Annotated in this window: 17 protein-coding genes; 13 read left to right on the plus strand and 4 right to left on the minus strand. The window is 73.7% G+C overall.

Annotation, left to right across the window (positions count from 1 at the left end; all coding sequences use genetic code 11):
* Window position 1 precedes the first annotated feature (1 nt).
* The 9 genes from KIS93_RS51875 (at window position 2) to KIS93_RS51915 (ending at window position 9,518) form a co-directional block, all read left to right on the plus strand.
* Complete coding sequence (locus KIS93_RS51875) at window positions 2–1,015, plus strand: PaaX family transcriptional regulator (RefSeq protein ID WP_080037334.1); 1,014 nt, start codon at window positions 2–4, stop codon at window positions 1,013–1,015.
* 67 nt (window positions 1,016–1,082) lie between these two features.
* A complete protein-coding gene (locus KIS93_RS51880; protein WP_230466032.1) occupies window positions 1,083–2,006 on the plus strand; it encodes a PaaX family transcriptional regulator in 924 nt (307 codons plus the stop codon).
* A gap of 122 nt (window positions 2,007–2,128) precedes the next feature.
* Entirely contained in the window at window positions 2,129–3,022 is an 894-nt protein-coding gene (locus KIS93_RS51885) for a transporter substrate-binding domain-containing protein (protein WP_186404944.1), read from the plus strand.
* Window positions 3,019–3,864, plus strand: coding sequence for an amino acid ABC transporter permease (locus KIS93_RS51890; RefSeq protein ID WP_080037336.1), 846 nt, complete (start codon window positions 3,019–3,021; stop codon window positions 3,862–3,864). The genes KIS93_RS51885 and KIS93_RS51890 overlap by 4 nt, the downstream gene beginning before the upstream one ends.
* Window positions 3,861–4,718 (plus strand): amino acid ABC transporter ATP-binding protein, encoded by an 858-nt coding sequence (locus KIS93_RS51895; RefSeq protein ID WP_080037338.1) that lies wholly within the window; start codon window positions 3,861–3,863, stop codon window positions 4,716–4,718. The genes KIS93_RS51890 and KIS93_RS51895 overlap by 4 nt, the downstream gene beginning before the upstream one ends.
* Window positions 4,715–5,836 carry a CapA family protein gene (locus KIS93_RS51900; RefSeq protein ID WP_230466033.1) on the plus strand — a complete coding sequence of 374 codons (1,122 nt, stop codon included), beginning with the start codon at window positions 4,715–4,717 and terminating at the stop codon, window positions 5,834–5,836. Before KIS93_RS51895 ends, KIS93_RS51900 begins: the two co-directional genes overlap by 4 nt.
* Window positions 5,829–7,067: a CaiB/BaiF CoA transferase family protein gene (locus tag KIS93_RS51905; RefSeq protein ID WP_080037342.1), complete on the plus strand. Its 1,239-nt coding sequence runs from the start codon at window positions 5,829–5,831 to the stop codon at window positions 7,065–7,067. The genes KIS93_RS51900 and KIS93_RS51905 overlap by 8 nt, the downstream gene beginning before the upstream one ends.
* A 1-nt stretch (window position 7,068) precedes the next feature.
* Entirely contained in the window at window positions 7,069–8,253 is a 1,185-nt protein-coding gene (locus KIS93_RS51910; protein WP_080037343.1) for a 2-hydroxyacyl-CoA dehydratase family protein, read from the plus strand.
* Window positions 8,241–9,518: a 2-hydroxyacyl-CoA dehydratase family protein gene (locus KIS93_RS51915; protein WP_080037345.1), complete on the plus strand. Its 1,278-nt coding sequence runs from the start codon at window positions 8,241–8,243 to the stop codon at window positions 9,516–9,518. The genes KIS93_RS51910 and KIS93_RS51915 overlap by 13 nt, the downstream gene beginning before the upstream one ends.
* 40 nt (window positions 9,519–9,558) lie before the next feature.
* Here the strand turns inward: KIS93_RS51915 and KIS93_RS51920 are convergent, their stop codons facing one another.
* Window positions 9,559–10,503, minus strand: coding sequence for an NADP-dependent oxidoreductase (locus KIS93_RS51920; protein ID WP_080037347.1), 945 nt, complete (start codon window positions 10,501–10,503; stop codon window positions 9,559–9,561).
* A gap of 87 nt (window positions 10,504–10,590) precedes the next feature.
* Entirely contained in the window at window positions 10,591–10,950 is a 360-nt protein-coding gene (locus tag KIS93_RS51925; RefSeq protein WP_230466034.1) for a winged helix-turn-helix transcriptional regulator, read from the minus strand.
* 105 nt (window positions 10,951–11,055) lie between these two features.
* Here KIS93_RS51925 and KIS93_RS51930 point away from each other — a divergent pair, with 105 nt between their 5' ends.
* Entirely contained in the window at window positions 11,056–11,790 is a 735-nt protein-coding gene (locus tag KIS93_RS51930) for an SDR family oxidoreductase (RefSeq protein WP_080037350.1), read from the plus strand.
* Between the two features lie 37 nt (window positions 11,791–11,827).
* Here the strand turns inward: KIS93_RS51930 and KIS93_RS51935 are convergent, their stop codons facing one another.
* Window positions 11,828–12,331: a MarR family winged helix-turn-helix transcriptional regulator gene (locus tag KIS93_RS51935; protein ID WP_080037352.1), complete on the minus strand. Its 504-nt coding sequence runs from the start codon at window positions 12,329–12,331 to the stop codon at window positions 11,828–11,830.
* A gap of 129 nt (window positions 12,332–12,460) precedes the next feature.
* On the opposite strand from KIS93_RS51935, the gene KIS93_RS51940 reads away from it, so the two are divergent.
* The 3 genes from KIS93_RS51940 (at window position 12,461) to KIS93_RS51950 (ending at window position 14,395) form a co-directional block, all read left to right on the plus strand.
* A complete protein-coding gene (locus KIS93_RS51940; RefSeq protein WP_080037354.1) occupies window positions 12,461–12,697 on the plus strand; it encodes a DUF2630 family protein in 237 nt (78 codons plus the stop codon).
* A 28-nt stretch (window positions 12,698–12,725) separates the two neighbouring features.
* Complete coding sequence (locus KIS93_RS51945) at window positions 12,726–13,733, plus strand: NAD(P)H-dependent flavin oxidoreductase (RefSeq protein WP_080037355.1); 1,008 nt, start codon at window positions 12,726–12,728, stop codon at window positions 13,731–13,733.
* Window positions 13,734–13,927: 194 nt separating this feature from the next.
* The gene (locus tag KIS93_RS51950) at window positions 13,928–14,395 is read left to right on the plus strand and encodes an SRPBCC family protein (RefSeq protein WP_080037356.1); all 468 of its coding nucleotides are present in this window, start codon (window positions 13,928–13,930) and stop codon (window positions 14,393–14,395) included.
* Window positions 14,396–14,414: 19 nt separating this feature from the next.
* Here the strand turns inward: KIS93_RS51950 and KIS93_RS51955 are convergent, their stop codons facing one another.
* Window positions 14,415–15,737: an alpha/beta fold hydrolase gene (locus KIS93_RS51955; RefSeq protein WP_080037358.1), complete on the minus strand. Its 1,323-nt coding sequence runs from the start codon at window positions 15,735–15,737 to the stop codon at window positions 14,415–14,417.
* Window positions 15,738–16,041: the final 304 nt, after the last annotated feature.

A 16,041-nucleotide genomic window follows, 5' to 3' on the forward strand; every position in this document is an offset into this window, starting at 1 on the left:
CGTGACCGCGTCACCCGAGCCCGGCTCGCTGCCCAGGGCCAGGCAGGGGGCCGAGCCGCAGCGGCTGCTGACCACGCTCCTGGGCGACTACTGGTTCTGGCGGCAGGAGCACATCCCGTCGGCGGCGCTGGTGCGGCTGCTGGAGGAGTTCGGCATCACCGAGGTCAGCGCCCGCGCCGCCCTGCGGCGGCTCACCTCGCGGGGGCTGCTGACCAGCTCCCGCAACGGCCGCACCACGGCGTACGGGCTGCCGCCGCGCGCGAACGACGTGATCGTGGCGCACATGCGCCGGCTGCTGACGTTCGGCGCCGTCACCCCGAGCTGGGACGGTGAGTGGACGGTCGTCATGTTCTCCGTGCCCGAGGAGCAGCGCGAGACCCGGCGGGCGCTGCGCGACGGGCTGCGCCTGCTGCACTTCGGCATGATCTTCGACGCGGTGTGGGTGTCCCCGCACGACCGGACGGACGACGTCGTCGAGCTGGCGCGCAGGGTGGGCGTGCGCGGGGTGGCGGTGTTCCGCGCCCGCAAGGTCGCCGACGACGACCTGGAGCCGGTGCTCGACCGCGCCTTCGACCTCGACACCCTGCGCGAACGCTACGAGCGGTTCATCGACACCCACCGGCCGGTCGCCGAGCGGCTGGCGACGGCCGCCCCGAGCCCGGGGGAGGCGCTGCGGCTGCGTACGGCGATCATGACGGACTGGCGGGTGTTCCCCACGCTCGACCCCGGCCTGCCCGCCGAGCTGCTGCCCGACGGCTGGCCGCGCGACGAGGCCAGGCGGTTGTGCGTGCGGATCTACGACTCGCTCGGGAAACCGGCGGAGCGGCGGTTCAGGGAGATCCTCGCCGCGTTCGACCCCGAGCTGGCCCGGCTGGCCGCGCACCACACGTTCGCGCAGGTGTCCGCCCTGGAGTCGCCGGCGACGCGGCGGCACACGAGCTTCGACGAGACGACCGACCGCGACCGCCTCGACGTCCTCGACCGCAGCACCGGGAGCCGCCGGCACGGTGGATAGGAGCCATCGCAAAGCATGACATCTTGATGGCGAGCGCAACCGTAAGCGTTGTCAATATACTCGGGTTGTGAATGATCGCGAGCTGTTCGAAGCAGGGGACGTCGACTTTCCGCGCTTCCAGGTGGGCGCGCCCCCGCAGCACCTGATTACCACGCTGCTCGGGGACTACTGGATCAGCCGGCCCGAGCAGCTCCCGTCCGCGGCCCTGGTGCGGCTGGCCGAGGAGTTCGGGGTCTCCGCCGTGGCGGCCCGGGCCGCGCTCAGCCGCCTGACCAGGCGAGAGCTGCTGGTCTCCTCCAAGGCGGGGCGGCGCACCTACTACCGGCTCACGGACCGGGCCGCCGCCGTGCTGCAGGAGGGGCGGCAGCGGATCATGTCCTTCGGCCTGGAGCCGGGCGCGTGGGACGGGCGGTGGGTGATGGCCGCGTTCTCCATCTCCGAGGAGCAGCGCGACCTGCGGCACGCGCTGCGCGCGCGGCTGCGCTGGCTCGGCTTCGCCCCGCTCTACGACGGGCTGTGGGTCTCGCCGCGGGCCGACGCCGACGGCGCGGCGGCGGTGCTCACCGAGCTGGAGATCCCCATGGCCACGGTCTTCCGCGCCGAGGCCCTGGACCTGGCGGGCATGCGCGCCCCGCAGGAGGCGTGGGACTTCGACCAGCTCCGGCGCACCTATGAAGGGTTCGCCGCGCAGTACGCGCCGCTCCTGGAACGGGTGCGCAGGGGGGTGGTCGGCGCGTCGGAGGCGCTGGTGGCCCGCACGGGGATCATGGACACCTGGCGGACGTTCCCCAACCACGACCCCGACCTGCCGGCGGAGCTGCTGCCCGCCGACTGGCCGCGCGCCGCCGCCCGGGACCTGTTCGTGGAGATCTACGACACCCTCGGGCCGCTCGCGGAGTTCCGCGTCAAGCAGATCGTCGCCGCGTTCGACCCCGCGCTGGCCGAGCTGGTCGCCCACCACCGGACCAGCTCCATCCTCGCCCTCACCTGACCCTCCTTCCGCCCGCCCGCGCCGCACAGCCGCCTCTTGACAGGTGTGCACCCTTAGGTGTGACACTTACTCCAACGACCGCAAAACTAACTGCAGTATGAGCCGGTCGTGGAAGGATCACCATGAGACTGCCCAGGACCATCCTCGCGGGCACGGCGGCCTTGACTCTCCTCAGCGCCGCGGCTTGCGGCGGAGGCGGCGGTGACGCGCAGCGGCCGGCCGGTGCGACGGCTCTGTACGACGCCCTACCCGACAGCATCAAGGAGACGGGCGTCATCCGATTTGCCGGGGATTCCCACCCGCCCTACCGGATCGTCGCCAACGACGGCAAGACCGTCACGGGCATCGACAAGGAGCTGCAGGACGCCCTCGGCAAGGTGCTGGGAGTCCGCACCGAGATCTCCATCGTCAACGGCCTGCCCGCCGCGCTGTCCGGCATGCTCGCCTCCCGCTACGACGCCTTCAACGGGCCGGTCAAGGACAGCGCCGAGCGCGAGAAGCAGTTCGACGCGATCGTCTGGATGGTCACCCGGACCTCGTACCTCATCCCCAAGGCCGGGTCGGCAGCCATCAAGAGCTCCGGCGACCTGTGCGGCAAGCGCGTCGCCGGCACCGCCGGCAGCATCGTGGAGGACCAGGCCAAGCGCCTGACCGAATGGTGCACCAAACACGGCAAGCCCGGCATCGACTTCATGGGCCTGGCCGACACGAACGGCACCATCCTCGCCGCCAAGTCCGGCCGCGCCGACGCCGCCGGCATGACCGAGAGCGCCGCCCTCGACGTGCTGGGCAAGGAGAAGGACGCCTTCACCTACGTCACCCAGACCGACGAGCAGGGCGCCGGCGTCGACCAGCTCGCGATGCTCGTGCCCAAGTCCAGCGGCCTCGGCCCGGTCATGCTCGACGCGTTCAAGAAGATCTTCGAGAACGGCGAGTACAAGAAGATCATGGACAAGTACGGGCTCCAGAACGTGGCGGTCCCGGAGCCCAAGATGAACACCGCGGCGACACCATGAGCACGGCGTCCCAAGCCGTCGACGTCGCCACCGCCCGGCCCCGCGTCCGCCCCCTGCGATGGGTGGCCGGAGCCGTGCTGCTCGTGCTCGCCGCGCAGTTCGCCTGGTTCCTCGTCACCAACCCGCGCTTCGCCTGGCCGGTGGTCGGCACGTACCTGTTCGACCCGAACATCCTGCGCGGCCTCGGCATGTCGCTGCTGCTCACCGTCATCGGGATGGTGCTCGGCAGCGTCCTCGGGGTGCTGCTCGCGGCGGGCCGGCTGAGCGGCTTCACGCCGGTGGCCTGGGCCTGCGGCGTCTACGTCGCGGTCTTCCGCGGCGTGCCGCCCCTCGTCCAGCTCATCTTCTGGTTCAACCTCGGGTACCTGCTGCCGCGGATCTCGCTCGGCGTGCCCTTCGGGCCGACCTTCGTCTCCTGGCCGACGAACTCCGTGATCAGCTCCCTGACCGCCGCGATCATCGGGCTCACCCTGCACGAGGCCGCGTACATGGCCGAGATCGTCAGGGCCGGCATCCTCGCCGTGGACGGCGGGCAGCGCGACGCGGCCCGCGCCATGGGGTTCACGGCCGGGCAGAGCTTCGTCAAGGTCGTGCTCCCGCAGGCGATGCGGGTGATCGTCCCGCCCACCGGCAGCCAGTTCATCAGCCTGCTCAAGGGCACCTCGCTGGTCAGCGTGATCGCGATGGCCGACCTGCTCTACTCCGTGCAGGTCATCTACAACAGGACCTACGAGATCGTGCCGCTGCTGATCGTCGCCTGCGCCTGGTACCTGGCGGTGGTCACCGTCCTGTCGCTCGGGCAGCGGCGCCTGGAGCGGCACTTCGGGAAGGGGCAGCGGTGAGCGGCACGCCGGTCCTGCGGATCCAGGACGTGCGCAAGCGGTTCGGCGACCACCAGGCGCTCGACGGGGTGAGCCTCGACGTGCACGAGGGCGAGGTCGTCACCGTCATCGGGCCGTCCGGGTCGGGCAAGTCCACCCTGGTCCGCTGCGTCCACCAGCTCGAGAGCATCGACGGCGGGGCCATGTACCTCGACGGGGAGCTGCTCGGCTACGAGCTGCGCGGCGGCCACCTCCGTCCCCTGCCGGACCGGCGCGTGGCCGCCCAGCGCGGCCGCATGGGCATGGTCTTCCAGCAGTTCAACCTGTTCCCGCACTGGAACGTGCTGCGCAACGTCGTCGAGGCGCAGGTCGCGGTGCACGGCCGCAAACCGGAGGAGGCGCGCGAGCAGGCGCTGCGGCTGCTGGAGCGGGTGGGCCTCGCCGGACGGGCGGACGCCCACCCCCGGATGCTCTCCGGCGGCCAACAGCAGCGCGTCGCCATCGCCAGAGCGCTGGCCACGCACCCGAGGATCATGCTGTTCGACGAGCCCACCAGCGCCCTGGACCCCGAGCTGGTGGACGAGGTGCTGCGCGTCGTGCTCGACCTGGCGCGCGGCGGCATGACCATGATCATCGTGACGCACGAGATGAGCTTCGCCCGCGAGGTGGCCGATCGCTGCGTCTTCATGGAGGCGGGCCGCGTCGTCGAGACCGGCACCCCCGAGGAGATCTTCGACAACCCCGTCTCGCCCCGCCTGCGCGCCTTCCTGTCCCGCTTCTCGGGGCGCGCTGCTTCTGACGAGCATGCGCCCGGATCCGGGCGCATGGCACAGACCCCCGACGAGCGTGTGCTCGAGGAGGAGACCACCTCTTGAGTTCCACGGTGATGGCCGTCGGCGACCTCGTCGTCGACGAGCCCGACCCCGCGTCCTTCTTCGACCCGGCCCGCGAGACGCTGAGCAGGGGCGATGTGGTGATCGGCCACATCGAGGTGCCCCACAGCACGTCCACCGCCCAGGTCAGCACCGACGTCCCCGCGCCGCCCGCCGACCCCGCCGCGCTCACCGCGGTCGCCGCCGCCGGCTTCCACGTGGTGACGCTCGCGGGCAACCACGTCTACGACGCCGGCGACCAGGGGGTGGCCGACACGATCAGGTACGCCTCCGAGGCCGGCCTGGTCACCGCGGGCGCCGGCCTGACGCTCGGCGAGGCCCGCCGCCCCGCCGTCGTGGAGCACGACGGGCTGCGGATCGGCGTGCTCAGCTACAACTGCGTCGGCCCGCGCGAGTCGTGGGCGACCAGCCGCAAGCCGGGCTGCGCCTACATCAAGGTGCTCACCCACTACGAGCTCGACCACGCCAGCCCCGGCGGGCCGCCCGCCGTCTACACCTTCGCCGACCCCGCCTCCCTGGAGCGGATGGCCGCCGACGTGGCCGCCCTGGCCGCCGAGGCCGACGTCGTGCTGGTGTCGCTGCACAAGGGCGTCGGGCACACACCCGCCGCGCTGGCCATGTACGAGCGGCCCGTCGCCCACGCCGCCGTGGACGCGGGCGCGCACGCCGTGTTCGCCCACCACGCCCACATCATGCGCGGCATCGAGATGTACCGCGGCAGGCCCATCTACCACGGGCTGGGCAACTTCGTGACCGTCACCCACGCCCTGACGCCCGCGACGGGCGACGAGGGAGAGCGGGCCGCGTGGGCGCGCCGAAGAGTCGAGCTGTACGGCTTCGCCCCCGACCCCGGCATGCCGCACTACCCCTTCCACCCCGAGAGCAGGAACACCGCGATCGCGCTCTGCCGCTTCGACTGCGACGGCTTGGTCTCGGCCGGCCTCGTGCCTTGCTGGATCGACGGCGCCGGCCGCCCGGTCCCCCTCGGGAACGACGACGAGGGGCGGCGGGTCGTGGCGTACATCGAGGACATCACGCGGCGGGCGGGCCTGACGACGGAGTTCCGCTGGGAAGGGGACGAGGTGGTGCTGCGTGGCTGAACGCCCGCTCGCCGGCCGTACGGTGATCGATCTGACCACCGCGCTGTCCGGCCCGTACGCGACCCTGCTGCTGGCCGGGCTCGGCGCCCGCGTCATCAAGGTGGAGAACCCGCTGACCGGCGGCGACAGCTCCCGCAACAACGCCCCCTACCTCGGCGCGAACGGCCTGACCCTGGCCCGCGACGGGGACGACGACATGTCCGTGTCGATGCTCCTGCGAGGCCGCAACAAGCAGAGCGTCACGCTCAACCTCAAGCACCCCAAGGCCCGCGACCTCCTCGCCGGGCTGGTCCGGGTGTCGGACGTGATGATCGACAACTACAGCGCCGGCGTCATGGCCCGGCTCGGCATCGGCCACGACTGGGCGAGCGCCATCAACCCGCGCATCGTGTGCACGTCGATCAGCGGGTTCGGCGCGCAGGGCGGCCCCGGCTCCGGCAAGGCCATGGACACCATCATCCAGGCGCTCAGCGGCGTGATGATGACCGCGGGCGCGCCCGGCGAGCCGCCCGTCCGCTTCGGGCTCCCGGTGGGCGACCTGGTCGCGCCGCTGTACGCGGTGATCGGCACGCTCGCCGCCGTCCTGCGGGCCGACGCGACCGGCCACGGCCAGCACGTGGACGTGTCCATGCTGGGGGCGCTCACCTCACTGGTCGCGTGCGAGCCGTTCGACGCCTACGAGAAGCTGGGCCTGCCCATGCGCACGGGGACGACCGTGCCCAGGCTGGCGCCGTTCGGCACGTTCCCCGCTGCCGACGGCTGGTTCGCGCTGTGCGGTCCCACCGACGCCTTCGCCCGCGGCCTGTTCGAGGCGATGGGACGCGGCGACCTGGCCGCCGACCCGCGCTTCGCCACCCGGGACGCGCGCGTGGCCAACGCCGGGGAGCTGCACGAGCTCCTGGGCGCCTGGGCCGCCGACCGGCCGCTCGCCGCGATCCTCGACCTGCTCGCCCGGCACGGCGTGCCCGCCGCCGAGGTGCGCGGGCCGGGCGACGCCGTCCGCGACCCGCTCGTCCTGGAACGCGAGGAGGTCGTCCCCCTGGAGCACCCGCGCCACGGCCGCCCCGCCGACCTGTACGGGACCGGCGTGCCGATCCGCTTCTCCGACTCCGAGGCGGCGCTCGACCGGCCGGCGCCCGGCCTCGGCGAGCACAACGCCGAGATCTACGGCGGGCTGCTCGGCCACTCCGACGACGAGCTCAAGGCCCTGGCCGCCGAAGGGGTGATCTGACATGCCCGAGGCGCTGGCCGCGCTGTCGGCGCTTGAGGAGGCGTACGCGCAGCGTGGCGCACCTGCTCAAGCTCCGGCTCAAGGCCCGGCTCAAGGCCCGGCTCGAGCCCCGGCCGGTGACACGGCGGTCGGTCATGTTCCGGTCGTCGGCTACGTCGGGGCGGACGTGCCGGTCGAGCTGCTGACCGCCGCCGGAGCCCGCGCGTTCCGCCTCACGGGCGACCCGGACGCCGGCTCCGGGACCGGCGACCGGTACCTCGGGCTCGGGGTGGACCCGGCGGCCCGTTCGGTGCTGACCAGGCTGCTCGCCGGGTCCTACGGCCACCTGGACCGCGTCGTGGTCTCGCACGACTGCGAGGCGTCGCTGCGGCTGTTCTACGCGCTGCGCGAGCTGCGCCGGGTGGAGCCCGGCACGGCGCTGCCGGAGGCGTACCTGGTGGACCTCCTGCACCTGCCGCACCGCACCACCGCCCGCTACAACCGGCGCAGGATCGGCGAGTTCGCCGCCAGGCTCGAAGCCTGGACCGGCCGCCCCCTCGACCTTCCCCGGGCGGTGGCGGCGCACGACGAGCGGCGCCGGCTGCTGGCCGCCGCCGCCGAGCTGCGCAGGGCCGTGCCCGCCCGCCTCACGGGCCGGCAGTTCCTCGCCGTCCTCAACGCGCCCCTGCCGGTGGACGAGCACGTCGCGCTGCTGCGCCGGCTGCTGGACGAGGCCGACCGCCTCCAGGAGCACCCCGGCCGGCGCGTCTTCCTGAGCGGCAGCGACCACGACACGCCGCACGTGTACGAGGCCGTCGAGTCGGAGGGCTACGTGATCGTCGGCGAGGACCACTCGTTCGGCGACCTGTCCGTGACCGACCCGATCGGCACAGGCGGCCCCGGCGCGAGCGGCCTCGGCACGGGCAGCCTCGGAGCCGGCCTCGATGTGCTGGCCGAGCACTACCACCGCAGCGGCCCGACCGCCCACCGCGCGACGGCGGGGGAGCGCGCAGCGCACGCCGCCGCGGCCGTGAAGCGCTGCCGGGCCGAGCTGTTCGTCGCGTATTCCAGGGCCGGTGACGAGGCCCCGGCCTGGGACTTCCCCGCGCAGCGCGCGGCGCTGGACGTCCCGGCTGTGCTGCTGGAGCGCCAGGAGTACGGGCGCGCCGACCTGACCGCACTGAAGGACCTGACATGCGCAGTGTGAAGTCGCTCGCCACCGCCGCCGAGGCGGGCCGCCACCAGCGGGAGTGGTTCGCCGACCTGCGCGCGCGGGTCGCCGCAGGCGAGCCGTTCGCGCTGCTGAACGCGGACGTCCCGCACGAGATCTTCCGCACCATGGACATCCCGTACGCCGTGAGCCAGTGGTGGGCGTCCCTGGTCACCGCCAAGCAGCGCTCGGGCCACTACCTGGGGCTGGTACGGCAGCGCGGCTACCCGGACTACTCGGAGCAGTACAACTCGGTCACCCTGGGCTCCGCGTTCGACCCGGAGCCGGAGGCGGGCCCGTGGGGCGGCCTGCCCCGGCCGGACATCATCGTCGGCGACGCCTCCGGCGACGTCACCCGCAAGATCTTCGACATCTGGGGCCAGGAGCCCGGCGTCACCTTCTACCCGCTGGAGAGCGGCGCGGAGAACGAGGTGCCCGCCAACTGGTGGGAGCTCATGCCGCACCGCTGGGAGGAGGCCGTCGGCCCGGCCCGGCTGGACCTGCTCACCGCGGAGCTGGAGAACCTCGTCAGGTTCCTGGAGACGACCACCGGCAGGCGGTTCAGTGAGTCCCGCTTCCGGGAGGTGATGGCGCTGGTCAACGAGCAGGAGGAGTGGAACAGGAAGACGCGCGACCTCATCGCCCGCACCCGGCCCGCGCCGCTGAGCGTCGTCGACAGCATCCCCAGCGTCATGCTGCCGCAGTGGCACCGCGGCACCGAGTGGGCCAGGGACCTCGCCCGGCGCTTCTACGAGGAGGTGCGCGACCGCGTGGACGCGGGTCACGCCGCGTGCCCGGGGGAGCGGGCCCGGCTGATGTGGATCGGCCGCGGCCTCTGGTACGACATGGGCTTCTACCAGCGCTTCCAGGAGGAGTACGGCGCGGTGTTCGTCTGGTCGATGTACCTGGCCATCGCCGCCGACGGGTACGTCCGCTACGGCGACGACCCCATGAGGGCGCTGGCCGCGCGCTTCGCCGCCTTCAGCGACCAGCTCTACACGCCGCCGTGGTCGAGCGAGTGGTACGTGAAGGAGGCCCGCCTGCACGGCATCGACGGCGTCGTCCACCTCGTCTCGGACGACCCCCGGGGCAGCTACTTCACGGCCAGGGCGCTGGAGTCGGCCGGGTTCCCGGTGATCGAGATCCACGCCGACAACGTCGACACCCGCACGTTCGACGACGACATCACCGGACGGGTCGGCCGGTGGCTGGAGGACGTCGTGCTGCCCCGCCGCGCCTCTTCAGGGTCGCCGTCAGCCTGAAGAGGGCATCGCGCGGCGGACGGCCTTGCCGGGCAGGGCGTCATGCGGCGGGCGGGAGGACGACGACCTTGCCGGAAAGGGTGCCGGCGGCGGCCCTGGCGTGGACGGCCGGCAGGTCGGCCAGCGGCACCCGCTCGGCGACGTCGACGCGCAGCTCGCCGCCGTCGACCAGCGCCACCAGCCGCGCCAGCTGCTCGGCGTCGCTGCGGACGTACAGGTCGATGCCGCGCACGCCGCGCTCCTCGTCGGCGGGCGCGGGCATCCACACGGTCGTGTTGACGAGGACCCCGCCGGAACGGACGAGGGTGACCAGCCCGGCCAGCTCGGCGGGGTCGATCGGGGCGAGGTTGAGCACGACGTCGACCGGCTCGCTGACGGCCTCGATCACGCGGGTGGTGGTGTGGTCGACGACCTCGTCGGCGCCGGCGGACTTGACCGCGTCGCCGCTGCGCGGCCCCGCCGTGGCGATCACGTGGGCGCCGGCGCGCCGGGCGAGCTGCACGGCGTAGCGGCCGACCGCCCCGCCCGCGCCGTTGATCAGCACGCGCTGCCCGGCGGTGAGCCGGGCGTGGTCGAACAGCGCCTGCCACGCGGTCAGGCCCACCACGGGCAGCGCGGCGCTGTCGGGCAGGGGGATGCTGGTGGGCGCCGCCGCCAGGATCCCGGCCGGCGCGAGGACGTACTCCGCCGCCGCGCCCGTCCCGTTCATCGGCAGGAAGCCGATCACCCGGTCACCGGCCTCGAAGCCGGTCACGCCCGCGCCGAGCGCGTCGACCGTGCCGGCGACGTCGAGGCCGGGGGTGTGCGGCAGCGTCACCGGGATGGGGCCGCGCATGAAGCCGCCGCGGATGTTGCCGTCGACGCCGTTGAACGACGTGCCCGCGACGCGGATCCGGACCTGACCGGCGCCGGGGACGGGCTGCTCCACGTCCTCGTAACGCAGGACGTCGGGGGCGCCGTACTCGTGGAAACGCACTGCCTTCATGGGGGAGCTCGCTCTCGCTCGGAGCCATTTGCTTCGAATCCGAAGCAACTGACAGCCACGCTAGCACCGCTTCGAATTCGAAGCAAACTATTCGGAGGCGGTCCGATCGTGGGCGGCCTGGGCGGCCAGGATGTCGCCCGCGTGATCGCGCACCCAGTCGAACAGCGGCTGGAGCGACCTGGTGACGCCCTCGCCGAGGCCGGTCAGGGCGTAGCTGACCTGCGGCGGCCTCGACGGCTTGACCGTCCGGCGGACGAAACCGTCCCGGACGAGCGTGCGCAGCGTCTGCGACAACATCTTCTCGCTGACACCCTCGACCCTCGCCCGCAACTCGTGGAAACGCTGGGGGCCGTCACCGAGGGCCGTCAGCACGAGCACCGCCCAGCGCCCCGAGACGTGATCGAGCACCATGCGTGCCGGGCAGTCCTTGTGAAACGCGTCACTCACCCGCCGCCCACCTCTTCCACGACCTGACCGCCGACCCGGCGGTAGGGGACTAACCCAGAGGTACGTCCTTACTTTTCGTTAGCTCCGACCCTAGTGTCGGCGCCCATGGAACGCATCGCCCTCATCACCGGCGCCGGCCGCGGCATCGGCGCCGCGACGGCCCGGGAGCTGGCCCGCCGCGGCTTCCACGCCATCGTCAACTACCGCACCGACACCGCGGCCGCCGCCTCCGTCGTCAAGAGCATCGAGGCCGCCGGCGGCACGGCGCGGGCCGTACGCGCCGACGTGCGCGACCCCGGCGACGTGGCCGGCCTCGTCGGCGCCTGCCCCCGGGTGGACGCCCTCGTCTGCAACGCCAACATCAGCCCGCCGTTCGCCCCGCTCGCCGAGCTGTCCTGGACGGACTTCGCCGGCAAGGTCACCGGCGAGCTGGCCGCCGTCTTCCACGTCACCCAGCGCGTCCTCCCGCTCCTGCGCGAGCGGCGGGGCGGCCGGATCGTGTACGTCTCCAGCGTCAGCGCCGGCCTCGCCCGCCCCGTCGCGATCGCGCACGGCACCGCCAAGGCCGCGCTCGACTCCTTCGCCCGGCACGTCGCCGCCGAGGCGGGCGCGTGGGGCACCACCGTGAACGTCGTGGCGCCCGGCGCCGTCCGCACCGAGGGCAGCGCGGCGATGCGCACCCCCGAGGCGGAGCGCTCGCTGGCAGAACGCTCGGTGCTCGGCCGGATGACCGAGCCCGAGGACGTGGCCGCGGTGATCGGCGCGCTCGTGGACGGCGGCTTCGGCGCGGTGACCGGCGCCCACATCCCGGTCGACGCCGGCGCCCGGCTCATCCCGTGAGGCATCTGCGGATGCCGCTGAGTGACGGTCGGCGCCCTCACGCTCCGTTCTTGCGGCGGCGAGGCGCCGCCGAGCGCGGCGGCGCCGAGCGCATGTGCGTCCGCACCGGCTCCAGCAGGCCGGCGAGAGCCACGACGTCGTCGTGCGACAGCGGCTCGAAGAGCAGGCCGCTGACCACCTCGATGTGGCCGGGCAACACCTTCTCCAGCAGCGCGCGCCCCGCCTCGGTGATGGTGACCGTGACGCTCCGCTCGTCGTCCGCGGAGGGGGCGCGCGTGACCAGGCCCGCCTTCTCCAGCAGACCCGCCTGGTACGTCAGCCCGCTGCGGCTGTAGACGACACCGTCGGCCAGATCGGTCATGCGGTGGCTGCCCGTCGGCGAGTCGCCGAGCCGGGCGAGGAGCTGAAACTGGACGTAGCTGAGATCACCGGCCTCGCGCAGCTGCTGCTCCACCGCGTGCCGCAGCAGGCTCGTCACCTCGATGAGCGAGAAGTAGGCGCCGAGCTGCACCGGATCGAGCGACGGCGGTGAATCAGACATGGCAGGAGTCTAGGCCGGTGCCGCCTCGCTGGGCGCCCGGGCGGTCGGCGTGGATCACACATTCGTGCGATGTACGGTAGATCGTCACCCGGCAGGGTGGGCCCCCACGCGACAAGCACAGGACGGACCATGGACGAACAGCAGATCCTCCAGCGCATCCACGCCCTCGTGGACGAGGAGCACGACCTGCTCTCCCGGCGCGAGTCCGCCGGCCCCGAGCAGCACGCCCGCATCACCCACCTGGAGGAGACCCTCGACCAGTGCTGGGACCTGCTGCGCCGCCGCCGCGCCCGCCGGTCGGCCGGGCTGGACCCCGACGACGCCCAGGTCGCGCCGGTCTCCCAGGTCGAGGGCTACCTGCAGTGACCACCCCGCGCTGAGGAGGAGCAGAACGATGCCGCGCACCTGGTTGACCGACCGGTTCGGGCTGGACGTGCCGCTGGTCGGGGCGCCGATGGCGGGCGTCGCCGACGGGCGGCTGGCCGCCGCCGTGTCCGCGGCGGGCGCGCTCGGCATGTTCGGCGTGCCCGCCGCCGCGCCGGCCCCGTGGATCACCGAGCAGGCCGCCGTCGCCGCCGCGGGCGGGCGCCCGTACGGCATCGGGCTCATGGCGTGGGCGCTGGCCGGCAACCCCGCCCAGCTCGACGCCGTCCTCGAAGCCCGGCCCGCGCTCGTCTCGGTGAGCTTCGGAGACTTCGCCCCGTACGTCGAGCCGCTGCGGCGCGCCGGCATCACCGTCGCCGTGCAGGCGGGCACCACCCGCGAGGCCAAGGAGGCCGAGCGGGCCGGCGCCGACGTGGTGGTGGCCAGGGGCGGCGAGGGCGGCGGTCACGGCCGCGACGAGGTGGCCACGCTGCCGCTGCTGCAGAGCGTGCTGGAGGAGGTGCGGGTGCCGGTCCTTGCCGCCGGCGGCATCGCCACGGCCAGGGGCCTGGCCGCCGTGCTGGCCGCCGGCGCGCAGGGCGGCTGGGCCGGCACCGCGTTCCTCGGCTGCGCCGAGACCACGCTGCCCGCGGCCGCCCGGGCGCGGGTGCTGGCCGCCGACGAGACTGGCACCGCCTACGGGCGCGTCTTCGACGTCGCGCAGCGGCTCGCGTGGCCGCCGGAGTTCGGCGGGCGCGGCCTGCGGAACGCGTTCTTCGAGCGGTGGCACGGGCGGGAGGACGAACTGGCCGGCGACGAGACGGCGCAGGCGGAGCTGGAGACGGCCCGCGCCTCCGGCGACTTCGACACCGCGTACGTCTACGCGGGTCAGGCGGTGGGCATGGTGCGGGGCGCGGTGACGGACGCGGTGACCGGCGCGGTGACCGGCGCGGGGGAGCGGTTGCCCACGGCCGCCGACGTGGTGCAGGGTTTCGCCGCCGCCGACGCGCTGCTCCGCCGCTTCTCCGACGACCGCTGACCCCGGCCGACCCACCGCGCCGACCCACCGCGCCGACCCACCGCGCCGACCCACCGCGCCGACCCACCGCGCCGACCCACCGCGCCGACCCACCGCGCCGACCCACCGCGCCGACCCACCGCGCCGACCCACCGCGCCGGCGCGAGGCCGGGGGCGGGCCGGACCCGTGGCGGGCGCGTCGTTAGGATCCGGGTGTGTCGCGTTTCGAGGTGACGACGCTCGTCCCGGCGCCGCCGCCGGTCGTCTTCGACGTGTCCCTGTCGGTGGACGTGCACACGACCTCGTTCGGTCACACGGGCGAGCGGGCGGTGGCGGGCGTCACGTCCGGGATGCTCGCCCTGGGCGACCGGGTGACGTGGCGGGCCCGCCACTTCGGCATCACCTGGCACCTGACCTCGGTCATCAGCGTCTGCGAACGCCCCTCGTTCTTCGTGGACGAGCAGGTGACGGGCCCGTTCCGGCGGTGGCACCACGCGCACACGTTCGAGGCGGCGCACGACGGCGCCGCCACGCTGATGACGGACGTCGTCGACTTCGCCGCCCCCGTGCCCCCGCTGGGCACGCTCGCCGACCTCCTGGTGCTGAAGCGCTACCTGAGGAGGCTCATCCTCCTGCGCAACGCCCACATCCAGGCGGTCGCCGCCGCGCCGGACCAGCGCTGAGGCGCCGGCCCCCGCAACTTCATTCGGCGGGACAGACGGTGCCCGGCGCGGGCAGCCGCAGCTCGGTCAGGTACGTGGTGGCGTGCGCGATGGGGCACTTCCTGCCCGACAGGTAGAGCACGTGCCCCGGCCCGTCGTACCCGACGGTGACCGACCCCGGCACCATGCGGATGAACCGTTCGGTCCAGGAGAAGTCGCCTTCGAGGGCGCCGGCCCCGAGCATCGGCGGCAGCCCGCGCACCTCCAGCGGGCGCGGCGGGTTGGCGACCGGCTCGGTCCAGCCGATGCAGCCCACCTGGTCGAACGCGGCCCCGGGGAAGCTCGGCGCGGCCTCGCGGATGTCGCGGCGGTACTGCCGAAGCTGCGCCCAGCCGGTGTAGCCGCGCCCGTCGCCGCAGCTCATCGCCAGTATCGCCGGGGTGGCCCACGCCCGAGTGTTGCCCAGGGCGAAGTCGGCGAACCCCGACCCGTCGCCCTGCCGCGCCCTGTCCGTCCATTCGGCCAGCGTCAGCCAGCGCGCATGATCGGGGCCGGGGTCGGGGACGAAGCCGAAGTTGCGCAGGTGCCAGCCGGTCAGCTCGCCCTCGCCGAACTGCTGCGACGTGACCGGGATGGGCTCGCGGTCGGCGGCGCGGGTGAGCCGGCGCCAGACGTCGGCGGCGTCCTCGCCGTGCAGCGCGCACGCGGGCGTCGCCGCGCACCAGCGGCCGAACCGCTCCAGCGCCTGCTCCGAGCCCACGCGCGTCACGAGGTTCACCATGGGCCAGCCCTCGGTCTGGTTGACCACCCCGTCCAGGTACATGGCCCTGATCCGCTGCGGGAACAGCCTGATGTACGCGGCGGCGACGACCCCGCCGTAGGAGTTGGCCATGAGGCTCAGCCGCTCCTCGCCGAGCGCCCGGCGGACGGCCTCCATGTCCCTGGCGATGGACAGCCCGTCCAGGTGGGCGAACAGGCCGGTCGTGTCGTCGGCGCGGCACGCCGCGAACGCCTTCGCCATGGCCGCCGCCACGGCCTCGTAGTCGCGGCGGTCGCGCGGGTCGCGCAGCGCCACGCCGGGCTCCCAGCAGGACGGGGCGGCGGTCTTCCCCCAGACGTTGCTGCGCGGCCGGTAGGCGACGAGGTCGAAGCGCCGGCGCAGCTCGGTCAGGTGGGGAGCGGCCAGCTTGAGGTCCTCGATGCCGTCGCTGCCGGGGCCGCCGGGGACGCCGAGCACGCTGCCCACGCGGGCGGCCGGCTCGCTCGCCCGCAGCCTGGCCAGCTCCAGCCTGACCTGCTTGCCGCGCGGCCTCGACCAGTCCACCGGCACGTCGATCGCCCCGCACTCCATGCCGGCGGGCACCCCCTCCCCGCCGCACGCCCGCCACACGACCCCCGCCGCGCCCTGAGCCGCGAGCGTCTGGGAACCGAGCCCTTGAGCCGCCCCCGCCGGAGCCGCCCCCGCCCGTGGCTCTTGAGCCGCCGCCGGAGCCGCCCACGCCCCGGCTCTTGAGCCGCCGCAGGGGCCGGGCTCAGCCCCATCAGGGCCGCCATCACCAGCGCGCCCGCCAAGCTCACCGACCTTCGTAACATGTCGTGACTCCTCTCCTCGGAAGCGATCACCAGAGCCACCCTCACCCGCGCCACCGCCGCCGCACCACGCGGAG

Origin of the sequence: [Actinomadura] parvosata subsp. kistnae, from assembly GCF_900323885.1 — a bacterium.
GTDB classification, from domain to species: Bacteria; Actinomycetota; Actinomycetes; order Streptosporangiales; family Streptosporangiaceae; genus Nonomuraea; species Nonomuraea composti.